12 protein-coding genes are annotated in these 12,256 nt (G+C 45.8%); 5 read left to right on the forward strand and 7 right to left on the reverse strand.

From position 1 onward, the window contains the following. The first annotated feature begins 107 nt into the window (after positions 1–107). The 3 genes from glgA to gntK all read left to right on the forward strand — a co-directional run bounded on the left by glgA (position 108) and on the right by gntK (position 5,337). Positions 108–1,574 carry a glycogen synthase GlgA gene (gene glgA, locus AC1DM9_RS06740; protein WP_477511385.1) on the forward strand — a complete coding sequence of 489 codons (1,467 nt, stop codon included), beginning with the start codon at positions 108–110 and terminating at the stop codon, positions 1,572–1,574. Further along, positions 1,556–3,541 (forward strand): glycoside hydrolase family 15 protein, encoded by a 1,986-nt coding sequence (locus AC1DM9_RS06745; RefSeq protein WP_339203406.1) that lies wholly within the window; start codon positions 1,556–1,558, stop codon positions 3,539–3,541. The genes glgA and AC1DM9_RS06745 overlap by 19 nt, the downstream gene beginning before the upstream one ends. A gap of 257 nt (positions 3,542–3,798) precedes the next feature. Further along, complete coding sequence (gntK, locus tag AC1DM9_RS06750; protein WP_477511386.1) at positions 3,799–5,337, forward strand: gluconokinase; 1,539 nt, start codon at positions 3,799–3,801, stop codon at positions 5,335–5,337. Between the two features lie 63 nt (positions 5,338–5,400). Here gntK and AC1DM9_RS06755 read toward each other — a convergent pair whose 3' ends face one another. Together AC1DM9_RS06755 and AC1DM9_RS06760 are read right to left on the reverse strand one after the other, a co-directional pair. Then, on the reverse strand, positions 5,401–7,269 hold the full coding sequence (locus tag AC1DM9_RS06755; RefSeq protein WP_477579167.1) for a squalene cyclase: 1,869 nt from the start codon (positions 7,267–7,269) through the stop codon (positions 5,401–5,403). A gap of 105 nt (positions 7,270–7,374) precedes the next feature. Beyond that, on the reverse strand, positions 7,375–8,259 hold the full coding sequence (locus tag AC1DM9_RS06760; protein WP_477579321.1) for a LysR substrate-binding domain-containing protein: 885 nt from the start codon (positions 8,257–8,259) through the stop codon (positions 7,375–7,377). A gap of 200 nt (positions 8,260–8,459) precedes the next feature. On the opposite strand from AC1DM9_RS06760, the gene AC1DM9_RS06765 reads away from it, so the two are divergent. Then, on the forward strand, positions 8,460–9,482 hold the full coding sequence (locus tag AC1DM9_RS06765) for a YeiH family protein (RefSeq protein ID WP_477579323.1): 1,023 nt from the start codon (positions 8,460–8,462) through the stop codon (positions 9,480–9,482). 53 nt (positions 9,483–9,535) lie between these two features. On the opposite strand, the gene AC1DM9_RS06770 is transcribed toward AC1DM9_RS06765, so the two are convergent. Genes AC1DM9_RS06770 through AC1DM9_RS06790 form a run of 5 tightly spaced genes read right to left on the reverse strand, consistent with a single transcriptional unit; the run spans position 9,536 to position 11,331 of the window. Continuing rightward, complete coding sequence (locus AC1DM9_RS06770; protein ID WP_477510503.1) at positions 9,536–9,973, reverse strand: spore germination protein GerPE; 438 nt, start codon at positions 9,971–9,973, stop codon at positions 9,536–9,538. 8 nt (positions 9,974–9,981) lie between these two features. Beyond that, complete coding sequence (locus AC1DM9_RS06775; protein ID WP_144376705.1) at positions 9,982–10,194, reverse strand: spore gernimation protein GerPD; 213 nt, start codon at positions 10,192–10,194, stop codon at positions 9,982–9,984. Beyond that, complete coding sequence (gene gerPC / locus AC1DM9_RS06780; RefSeq protein WP_477579170.1) at positions 10,194–10,862, reverse strand: spore germination protein GerPC; 669 nt, start codon at positions 10,860–10,862, stop codon at positions 10,194–10,196. The genes AC1DM9_RS06775 and gerPC overlap by 1 nt, the downstream gene beginning before the upstream one ends. Before the next feature lie 41 nt (positions 10,863–10,903). Next, positions 10,904–11,107 (reverse strand): spore germination protein GerPB, encoded by a 204-nt coding sequence (locus AC1DM9_RS06785; protein WP_441886115.1) that lies wholly within the window; start codon positions 11,105–11,107, stop codon positions 10,904–10,906. Further along, complete coding sequence (locus AC1DM9_RS06790) at positions 11,104–11,331, reverse strand: spore germination protein (RefSeq protein WP_054024261.1); 228 nt, start codon at positions 11,329–11,331, stop codon at positions 11,104–11,106. The genes AC1DM9_RS06785 and AC1DM9_RS06790 overlap by 4 nt, the downstream gene beginning before the upstream one ends. A 152-nt stretch (positions 11,332–11,483) precedes the next feature. On the opposite strand from AC1DM9_RS06790, the gene AC1DM9_RS06795 reads away from it, so the two are divergent. Continuing rightward, a complete protein-coding gene (locus AC1DM9_RS06795) occupies positions 11,484–11,909 on the forward strand; it encodes an Hsp20/alpha crystallin family protein (protein WP_076266928.1) in 426 nt (141 codons plus the stop codon). Positions 11,910–12,256 lie beyond the last annotated feature (347 nt).

Genomic DNA, 12,256 nt, shown 5'->3' on the forward strand with positions numbered 1-12,256 from the left:
TTTTATTTGCCGCGAAAAAATGCAATTTACCACGATCGGAAAATAAAATCAGATTCCAGTTGGGTTCATGCATTGCTGATGCGGCGTCCATGAGAAAGGAGAATCCTATGAACATTTTGTTCGCAACCTCAGAAGCTGTACCGCTTGCGAAGACTGGCGGTCTCGCCGACGTTGCAGGGGCGCTCCCCAAGGCGCTGAATAAGCGGGGCGTTGATACCAGAGTCGTTTTGCCGAAATATGCACAAATTCCTGCTGCACTTATCGGGCAGTTTGAGCTTGTTACTCATTTTAACGTGTCGTTTGGCTGGCGCAATCAATATTGCGGTTTGCTTAGAGCGGAGTTTGACGGCATTACTTATTATTTAATCGATAACGAGTTTTATTTTAAAAGAGATGGGCTTTATGGTTACGGGGATGATGCGGAAAGGTTTGTATTCTTCTGCTTTGCTGTGATGGAAGCGGTACGGTATATGGAATTCCATCCAGATATCGTTCATTGCCACGATTGGCAAACGGGACTCATTCCGTTTCTCCTAAAGACAAGATATTATTATGATCCGGCTTGGGCGTATACCAAATCCGTATTTACGATTCACAATTTAAAATATCAAGGTTTATTTGGAATTGATCTCCTGAAGGATTTGCTTGGAGCCGGTGATGATATGTTTCTGGAGGACAGCTTGGAGTTTCATGGAGCAGGCAGCTGTATGAAAGGCGGCCTCGTGTATGCCGACAAGCTGACGACTGTGAGCGGTACGTATGCTCAAGAAATTCAAACCGATTATTTCGGCGAGAGGCTGGATTCTCTGCTCCGGTATCGTTCAGGCGATTTAATCGGGATTGTGAATGGCATTGATGATGAGCTGTTTGATCCGATGAATGACGAAGCTATTGCCATTCCTTTCCGAAATGCCTTGAATCGCAAAAGAAAAAATAAAGTGGAGCTCCAGCGTGAGCTAGGGCTCCATCAGTCCGAAGATATACCGCTTATCGGAATCGTTTCAAGATTGGTGGAGCAAAAGGGCTTTGATTTAATCACGGCAACATTTGAAGAACTGCTCCAAGAAGACGTGCAATTTGTAATATTAGGTGCGGGTGATTGGCAATATGAGCAATTTTTCAATGATGCCGCTTCTCGTCATCCGGGTAAGGTTGCTGTATGGATCGGTTATGATGATAGACTAGCGCGCCGAATTTATGCAGGCTCGGACATGTTCGCCATGCCTTCGCAATTCGAGCCATGCGGCTTGAGTCAACTTCTTGCGCTGCGCTATCGTTCCGTCCCGATTGTCCGCGAGACAGGAGGACTAAAGGACACGGTACAAGCCTATAACGAATATACTGGCGAAGGTAACGGCTTCAGCTTTACGAATTACAATGCGCACGACTATATGAATACCGTGCGCAGAGCGCTGGCTCTTTATCGTAATCAGGAAGTCTGGAAGCAAATCGTGAGTAATGGCAGCAACGAGGATTACAGCTGGAATCGGTCTGCCAAAGCCTATATATCCGTTTACTCACAACTTTTAGCGCATCGAAAGGAGAACGAAGAATCATGGCCCGTCATCTTGTAATCGGCAACGGTAAGATGCTCCTTAATTTGGATCAACATTGTTTTATTCGGGATATTTATTATCCATTCGTTGGGCAGTTAAATCACGTAGGCGGACAATATTGCCGCTTAGGCGTATGGGTAGAAGGTGCCTTTAGCTGGCTGGATGAGCCGGGATGGAAGTTTGATCTAGATTATATTGAGGATTCTTTGGTTACGAATATTACGGCTAAGCACGATGGTTTAGGCATCGAGCTTTATATGAACGACGGGATTCATCAGCGGGAATGCATTTATATCAAACGGGTAGTCATTCGTAATAAAACGAATGATACAAAAGAAGTACGCTTGTTTTTCCATCAGGACTTGATGATCGACGGGACAGAGGTTGGAGATACCGCTGTTTATTATCCTGAAAATCACACGCTGTATCACTACAAACGCAATAATTACTTTATGTTCAACGGTTTCTCAGATGAAGGCGGCATGACGCAGTATTCTACAGGAATCAAGAGGTTCCAGTCCGCTGAAGGAACATGGCGTGACGCGGAGGACGGCGTGCTTATGGGCAATTCGATTGCCCAGGGTTCCGTTGACAGCACGATCAGCTTCCGAACAGTCGTTGCTCCAAACAGCGAAAAAACCATTTATTATTGGATGTCAATCGGCCAAAATCTTGAGGAAGTCAAAGAGCTGAACCAGTATGTTCAGGAGAATCATCCGGAGAAGCTGCTTAGCCGGATGGTTATTTACTGGAAGCACTGGCTTCGCCGAGCAGAATCAGACCTTGGTGATCTGCCGCATGATGTGGTGAAGATGTTCAAACAAAGCTTGCTTCTCGTAAGAACACAGGTGGATGAAAGAGGCGCTATATTAGCTGCCAACGATACGGATATCCTGCAATACAATCGAGACCATTACAGCTATATGTGGCCGCGTGACGGCGCTCTTATTGCAGATGCGATGTCTATGGCAGGGTATCAGAGTGTAATAGCTCCTTTTTTCCATTTTTGCGCACAGGCATTGTCGCCTGAAGGGTATTTGTATCACAAATACAATCCAGATGGAACAGTAGGCTCAAGCTGGCATCCGTATATCGTGCAGGGCAGCAGAAGATTGCCTATTCAAGAGGATGAAACCGCACTCGTGTTATTCGCATTGTGGAAGGATTACTCGCGGAATCAAGTGATTGAGCTGCCGCAGTCCTTATATAGCAACCTGATTCGCAAGGCTGCTACTTTTTTGACCTCGTACATGGAGCCTTCCTTGTCACTGCCGAAACCGAGCTATGACTTGTGGGAGGAGCGCTACGGCATCTGGACGTATACCGCCGCATCTGTATATGGCGGTTTAATGGCTGCATCGTTTTTCACAGATCTATTTGGCGATTATGAGCGCAGCGATCTTTACAAAAGCACAGCAGAAACAATTAAACATGGCATTGTAACTAATTTGTGGGATGAAGAAACCGGCCGATTCGCCAGAGGACTTATTCAGAAGGATAATCGCTGGGTGAAGGATATGACGCTCGAGAGCAGCTTGTTTGGCGTTCTGGAATTTGGCGTGCTTCCTGTTGATGATTATCGTGTCGTGCAGACGATGCATGCCATTAAGGAAGGGCTGCAGGTCAAAACCCATATCGGAGGCATCGCCCGTTACACGAACGATTATTATTTCCAGCAAACAGGTGAAATTGACAAGGTTCCAGGAAACCCTTGGATTATTTGTACGCTATGGGTAGCTAACTTCGAGATTGATTCCGCCAAAACGCTTCAAGAGCTGGAAAGCCCGCGCAGTACGCTGCAATGGGTATCTGATCATGCACTGCAAAGCGGATTGCTGCCGGAGCAGCTTAATCCTTACGACGGAACGCCGCTATCAGTAGCGCCGCTAACTTGGTCGCATGCAACCGTCGTACACAGCGTGAGCAAATATGCAGAGAAATATAAACGTCTTCGTCTGGAAGCGGAGGCTAACGGTTTACTTTAAAGTTTTCATAACTGGAAGCGAAATGAAAAGAAGAACCTGAGTGCAGTAATCTCGCATTCAGGTTCTTTTTTGTTCTATTTTTACGAGAGAGAATCGCTGAATAAAACAATTATTACTTCTCAATCTATCGATCACATGCAGTTCATTCGTATAGAAACGGGTTGAATAATTGCTGTAATAACGATATTGTAGCAATTACAGGGTAAACGATTATAAAGCCAGATGTTGTTTTGGCAATTGTATGCGGAGGTACAAGGATGAGTACAAAATATGTTATCGGTGTTGATATAGGAACGACAAGCACGAAGGCAGTACTCTTTACGGCCAAAGGTGTCATAGTCGCAAGCCATGGTATTGAATATCCGCTGCATTCTCCTTCGCCAGCTATTGCGGAGCAGGACCCGGATGAAATTTTTAATGCTGTGTTAGGCACTATTGGTCAAGCTGTTGCGAAAAGCAACGTGCAGCAAGAAGATATTTTATGTGTTTCATTCAGTTCGGCAATGCATAGCGTGATCGCTGTGGATCAACAAGGGACGCCAATATCAAGGTGCATAACTTGGGCAGACAATCGGAGTATCGAATGGACGAATAAAATTAAAAATGAATGGAATGGCCATGAAATCTATTTGCGTACAGGCACTCCCATTCATCCGATGTCTCCGTTATCCAAGCTTACCTGGCTGCGTCATGATCATAAGGAGTTATTCGATCGTACATACAAATTTATTTCGATAAAAGAGTACGTTTTCTTCAAGCTGTTCGGACGTTATGTCATCGATTATTCGATTGCATCAGCAACAGGCCTGTTCCATTTGAACAATTTGCAATGGGATGAGGAAGCGCTTCGTGTTGCTGGCGTTACGGCAGATCGGCTTTCGGAGCTTGTGCCGACAACGTATAAGCTGGAGGGGTTGGAAGAGCAGTTTGCGAAGCTGATGAATTTGCAGCCAAACACACCATTTATAGTAGGCGCTAGTGATGGCGTACTCTCCAATTTGGGTGTCAATGCGATTAAGCCTGGCGTAGTTGCCGTTACAATCGGTACGAGCGGTGCTATACGAGCGGTAACGGACAAGCCTGTAACTGATCCGAAGGGCCGTATTTTTTGCTATGCTTTAACTGAGAAGCACTGGGTTATCGGGGGACCAGTGAATAACGGAGGAATGATTTTTCGCTGGGTTCGCGATCAGATCGGTACGGAAGAAGTTATTACGGCTAAAGAAAGAGGTATCGATCCCTATGAGCTGCTAACGGAGCTCGCTGCGAAGGCGAAACCGGGTTCTGAGGGTCTTATTTTCCATCCTTATTTGTCAGGCGAACGTGCTCCGCTTTGGGATGCGAATGCGCGTGGTTCATATTTTGGGCTGGGACTTCATCATAAGAAAGAGCATTTAGTTCGCGCAGCGTTAGAAGGAGTCATTTATAATTTATATAGCGTACTCATGGCACTTGAAGAATTGACAGGCAAACCTACTCAAATTCAAGCAACAGGAGGGTTTGCGAGGTCAGAGCTTTGGCGCCAGATGATGGCTGACATATTTGATCAAGAATTGCATGTGCCTGAGAGTATTGAAAGCTCTTGTCTTGGCGCGGTTATTCTGGGGTTATACAGCTTGGGCGAGGTGGATTCACTGGACGTCGTTGCGGATATGGTAGGAGGTTCGCATTTTCATTTGCCCAATAAACAAAATGCCGAAATTTATGCCGAGCTCATGCGGATCTACATCCGAGTTTCTCGTTTATTAACAGAGGAATACGCAAATATTGCAGCTTTTCAACAAAAATATGTTTAATTCATATCGCAAAAACAGCCGAGCAGCTATGCCGGCTGTTTTTATTTTAAAGTCGTATTCGTATTAGGTGCCGTATTTCTTCAAAATCGACGACAGCGTAAGCAGCGGCCATATATAGTTGTTGCTCGGATAATGAACATACACGCTGCCTGGAAGAGCTGCTCCTGTTGGATAGGTGTAGGTCCAATCTCGTCGCTCAAGCGATTGGAGCAATGCTTCTACGCCTCTTTCCATTGCGGCATTAGGTTTTGCATAAACTGCGATTAATGCGTCGAGCGCCCATGCGGTTTGAGAGGGGGTGCTAGCATGGAGCGGGACATAATTCTTTACTTTGTCGCTCAAGCAGGACTCGCCCCAGCCGCCGTCTTCATTTTGAATAGATAGCAGCCACTTGATTCCCTTCTGAATGGCGGGATGGTCGTCTGGCACCCCAACTGCTGTCATTCCTTTTATTGCAGCACCTGTCCCATGCGTATAGGCAATACCCCAGCGACCGTACCAGCTACCATCCCTCATTTGCTGGGAGAGCACCCATTGCACACTATCATCCAGCCAGCGATGGCCGATTGTCATGTCCAGCTCATCCCCTAAAAAACCAAGTACACGGCCGGTTAAGTCGACAGTAGAAGGATCGGTAGAAATGTCAGAGGAGCCTTCAAAAGTAAAGAAGCTGGCTGGCAGCTGGTTGCCTTCGCGTTCGAACGCAGGCCAGCCGCCATCTTCGTTTCGCATCGCCAGCACCCAGTTTAAACCTCGTTGCCAGTTGGCGTGTAAGCCATTTGCTTCGGTAGTGAAAGGCCGAATTGCCCGCAGAACAGCAGCGCTGTCATCGACGTCTGGATAAAGCGTATTTACGTTGGAGAATCCCCAGCCTCCTGCAGGTGTATTCGGCAAACGTCTAGTCCAATCTCCTAAACGAACCTGCTGCCTTGCTAACAAATAAACCCCAGCTTTCTCGAGGGCAGGCATGCTTGGAGAGGCTCCTGCTTCACGCAGCGCGTAAGTCAGCATGGAGGTGTCCCAAACTTCAGCAGATGCGACTTGAAGATGAGGCCTGTCGACACACATGACTGAAAGTATACCTGCCAATAATCGATTTACGGCGGGTGAATCCGTGGAGTAGCCCAGCGAAAGCAAAGATAAAATCATCAATATTGTTGCAGTAGAGAAGGTTAGAAGTGTTCCATTTGGCTCAAGTCTCTCGAACATAAAGGCTTCAGCCTTCTCATACGACGTTGAGGAGCTGGGTGGAAGCAGACTGGATAAAGGCAAGCTGGATATAAATTCATTCAACGCAGATATCCAGGTCGTATCATTCGAAAATTTGCGCGAGTCGTTAACAAATAGCTGATAAAGCTCGGGCATTGTACTCGTTTTGCGGACAAATTGTTTGTTTGCCATAATGATAGTCGGTACAAGGTGGACACGCGCATGACCAGAGAGTGAGAATAGATCAAGGCCGATTCCGAGATCGGAGAAAAAAGCTTCAAGCGGAATGCGCAGCATACGCGGCCATTCCGCTTGACCTGTTGCGGCAAAGATAACCTGCGTGAGCAAGGATCTAACCTCGGATAAACCGCCGCGCTTCAGAATAAATTGCTTCGCACTTATCATACGCGGATCAGCTTCATAGTAGTAACCTGCATAAAGCAGTGCAAAATAAGCCTCAGACGTTGCGTCCAAATTGCCCTCAGACTCGTCAGGATAAACCTTCCAAGCACCGTTTTCCTCTTGTTTTGAGGCAATTCGAGCTGCAAGCATGTGAATCAAACGCTCATCAGCTCTGCCTAGCAGGCGCAGCAAAATGATTAAATAACTATCCGTCATCGTCCCAGAATCGAAGCACATCCGCCATGCGCCGTCCTGCGACTGCTGGTGAATAAGCTCTTCCGTCATTGCATCTATCCTTGCGCGGATTCGTTTCATATCCATGTGGCGCAATCATCCTTTGCAACTGTCGTTGCTTAATATATATGCGCTAATCAGCATGCACAGTCGAGGATCGCCTAATAGGAATAGACGGCTTGTTCACACTGTTTATTCATTAAGGGTTAGAAGCCGTTGCAGCAGCATGGATACAGCCATTGTAGCTGCTCCTTCTTTATGTCGGATAATAGAAAAATCACGTTCGAAACGCTGTTTGCTCAACCGAAGCTGGATCAATTCTCCCGATTCTAATTCCTTCTTTACGACCCAGCGTGACAGCATAGCTATTCCTAAACCGGATACAACAGATTGTTTGACACTTTGGCTGCTATTAAAAATGTAAGAGCGTTTTTGGGTTATTTGCGCATCACGTATGAACTGGTCGCTAAAAGCGCGAGTGCCAGAGCCGACTTCTCTCAGTACCCATACTTGGTTTTGCAGCATTTCGGCATCAATGAAGCGCTCCGCTGCGAGCGGATGTGTAGAAGGAGCGATCAGAATCATTTCATCCTTCATGTAAGGCGTAACGATTAAATCTGACGCGCTTGCATCGCCTTCAATGAGACCAATATCCAGTTCGTTGGAACGCACTGCTTGAACAATTTCCTCCGTATTCCCGATTGTTGTTTGGATAGTAACAAGCGGATATTGAACAGCAAATTCAGCAAGCCTGCTTGGGAGAACATATTCACCAATCGTAAAGCTGGCTCCAATCTGCAAGCTGCCCGTCACTTTATCCTGCAAAAGCTGTATGTCCTGCTTCGCTTCCTCATATAAAGATAAAATTTGCTTCGCCCGTTGGTACATAATGTCACCAGCTTCGGTAAGCCGAACCTGCTTAGGAGAGCGATGCAGCAGCTTCGCTCCAAGTTCATTTTCTAAATTTCGAATATGCAGGCTTACCCCTGGCTGAGAAATATTCAATAGATCTGCAGCTCTTGAAAAATGACTTTGCTCGGTTACGGTAACGAATACTCGAAGTACCTCAATGATCATCATTATCCCTCATTATTGATTGCGATTTTCTTGAATATAACGTAACTATAAGGAAAAAACGAATGAATGGCAATTCAACCATTAGGATTCCTGATGATAAGGATAGGGAATAGGTATTTCACTTTGTCTGCTCCGAGCCTTATAGTGAATGCAACGGGTACACTTGCTAAACACAAGATGCAGAGGTGAAATCGATGATTATAAAAAATGTTTTTATTCGACATTCGAATAATGGTTTTGGTTTTATACAAGGATTAGCGTATACGATGGGTATAGCAATGGCAGCGAAAGGAATCGCAATGCTTCCTTTTTTTAACGTTATGGGTCAGCTGGTTGTCGCTATTTTATTAGGGATAGCCTGTCGTGCATGGATAGGCTTGCCAGTGCAAGCGACGAGCGGCATAACGTTTTCAAGCAAAAAACTGCTGCGATTCGGAATTATTTTGCTGGGGCTTCGCCTGAATCTAATTGATATTTTACATGCAGGGCCAAAGGTATTTGTGCTTGCCGTTATTAACATTGTTTTTACGATATTTGTTGTTTATGGAATAAGCAAATGGATGAAAATAGATAAAAATTTAGGCCTTCTCACAGCCTGCGGTACAGCTATTTGCGGTGCAGCAGCTGTTGTAGCGATAGCTCCACAATTGAAGGCAAGTCCAAATGAAACAGCAGTGAGTGCGACAACAGTTGCTATTTTAGGAACGCTATTTACTCTAGCCTATACCGTATTGTACCCCGTGCTTGATTTAAGCAACGCAGGTTATGGGATCTTCTCGGGTGCAACATTGCATGAAATTGCGCATGTTATTGCTGCTGCGGCACCTGGAGGACAAGAAGCGATTGATTTGGCTGTTATTGTAAAGATGACTCGCGTAGCGCTGCTTGTCCCTGTCGCGATTATTATTGGAATTTGGAATGGCCGCAAAGCCAATAAAACACAAAAAATAAGCTTAACGCAATTGCCGATTCCATGGTTTATCGTTGGATTTCTTGCCATGAGCGGAGTTAATACGTTAGGCATAATTCCTGCCGCAGCTACTGCGAATCTGATTGTCGCCGCTTATTTTCTTATTGCAATGGCAATGGCAGGACTTGGTCTCGGCGTCGATTTTGTCGTATTTAAGAAGCTTGGGAAAAAACCATTTATTGCGGGATTCATTGGCTCTGTGCTGCTAGCCGGGCTCGGATTGCTGCTTGTGCATATTTTTCAATTGGCATAGAAAAGACAAGAAAAAGTCCGCAGGCATACAGTGCCATAGCGGACTTTATTTGCTCAACCTTGAGAGAGAGCGGAATTTTGACGGGGGTACTGCCGAATATGCTTGATTCGTGATTCTCCGTTCAGAGTCACTCCGTTGCCGATCTGAATGCTCGCTGCTGAGCCGGATGCAATGACTTGTATGTATCCGACTGTAATATTCGGCGCACAATTGGTTCGAAACAGCTCAATACCACCAGCATTATCAAATTCCGGTTCACTGATAACGGGCAGCGGGCGTGAAAAAAGCTCATAGGATTCAAAAAAAACTTTGCCTGAAGTCAGATGATCTTCTTTCCGCTGCACCGCTAGTGCTCGAAGCTTGGCGTTGGTCACAGCGCGATCACCAAGCTGTACAATACCTGCTTGACCAACGGTTATTATACGTAAGAACCCAACAGTTGCGGTTCGAACATGAAAGGTATTGATAGATTGATCATTGATTCGATTCATGATGCCACCTAGCTTCCCCCAAAAGTGCCGCTAGACTCTTCTTCCGGAAGCGGAAATGGAGCAATCGGTCCAACGATGACAGATTCAGGCGGTGTATCGAACATCGAATATAAGTTTACGTTATCGGTGTCCCCAACTTGCAACATCGAGGCACTGGATACGCCGAGCACTTCAATTTGACCAACACTAAGCAGATGATTAACGACTTTAAAATACAGCATTATGACATTCCTCCGGTAGATGGGGAGTTGTTTTGCAGCTCTCGCATATATGCGAGCAATGCAGCGTCGGCATCCCTTTTTGTTTTGGACAGAACGGTAGCTGTGACTGCATTGTTGTCAATCGCGGCTGGTTGAGCATCGCTGCCTCGATCTGTTTTTTGCATATAGTACTGAATGCGAGCAGGAACTTGTTTGCGGACATCATTTATAATAATTTGTCGATGATAAGGATCTAGTGGAATTTGGAGCTCGTTTTCGTAGGAAAGCAGCTTTTGCTGAGCTTCCATGTCCAAATAGCGAGTCATCCCAGCATAAATATCATTGTATAGCCCATTTTGCGGCGGTGTAGGAGAGGCTGTAGTTGGGAAAGCGGGCGTATTTGATACGGTCATCTGTTCAATGCTTCCAGGGATAGAATCATCTCCGATGCCTGGCGCGGTCATCCCGATATTCAGTGTGCCGTCCAGCTTCTCAACTTTCAATTGATCAAAATGATATTGAATGCCGTCTATATGGTAAGTAGGGCGCGCTTCGAGCTGCTTTACTTGTTCACATAAAGCGTTGACCTTTGCTTCAAGTGCATCCAGCCGCTCACTATGCTCGTTAAGCTTATTTTGTACTTCAAGTGACCATATTTGCCACGGGGAAAGTGGATTGTTTTGCTGCATGATACTTGCACCTCCTACTCGTAATGAGTTCTAATTTCCGCTTAATTAGGGTTAGGCAGTGGGACGAAGGAAAGCGGATTATCTGAGGATAACTCTGGAGCAGGCTCAGTGAACCCGCCCGAATTATAGAGCTGTGACAATGAACGTATGGATCCGGCACTGCCGACCTGCAGGACGGAGCTGTTCGATATGCTGTCGACACGTAGCTGATGAATTGTAATTTGCTGATGAATGGTCAGGCTCATATTGCACTCACATCATTATTCGAGCTATCTTGCACATCCGGATCAAGGGTGTTTGTTGCGCTGACAGCGTTATTTGAGTTCGTTAAGCTTCCGGTTAGGAATGATCCTGATCCCGCATACGTCTTGGAAGTGCTATTTGGCGACACTTCCAGGGCGTCTCCAAATTGAATAATGGAGCCGGAGCCAACGCTAACAATTTTGACAAAACCTACGACAGCTGGCATGAGCATCCTCCCTTTGTATAGATGATTTTTGATAAATGGAATGTTTATGGTATAGCTTATGCGGCATTCGCCCAGAGGTTACTATCCAGAAAGTATCCTGAATCCCTCAAGGCGCATATGCTGGTAGGAGTGCTGGAAGGCGGGTGTTTGCTGTGGCATCTAAATGGGATGATATGGAACGGTGGATGGAGAAGCAGCAGATGCCGAAAGGCTTTGAGCTGCTGCGCGAACCGGCTTGGGTAGAGCAATATGTGCGTAAAATGATGACCAAAGCACTGCCCGAAGCGGCTGGTGTTATGATTGGAGGAGGCTCAGCCGCCTTTTCTGAAACACGTCATTTTTTGAATGTGAAGATTACATTGCCGGAAGGCTTTGATAAAGAGCAGCTGCGGTTGTTCGTAAGGGAAGATCGGCTGCGCCTGGATGGACTGCCGAGCGGTAAGCCGGAGACGATCAAGCTGCCTAAGTTTGTGAAGCCAAAGGTGTGCAAAACATTAGTGAAAGACAATTTTATGCACGTGAAGCTTCAGAAGAGGCCAACCAATCGTACCTATCATGAAGCGATTATTCGCTGGTAGTTAACGTATGGAGGAACAGGAAGGGCACAAATCTAGATGAGATGTGCTCTTTTTGTCACGAAATCGACAGGTATTACAGCTGGCTAAAGGCTTCGCTATCCCTTATAATGTCTAATGAACATGTACATATTAGTAAAAAGGGAGTGTGTTCAGTGTCCTTAGTCGATGTAAGCAGTGTTTCTGCTTCGTTATTTATACTTGGAATCGTTTTTTTAATGCTTATTTTCGGTTTGCTGAGCTTTGGTATCCTGCGGATGTTTCAGCAAAAATTTCGTACAGGCTGGTTTAGTTTTGCAGGAGCGGTCGTGAGTTTTGTAGTCTTCATGTACATATTAAATAAGTGGTAT

Source organism: Paenibacillus sp. 01T431 (assembly GCF_056398625.1).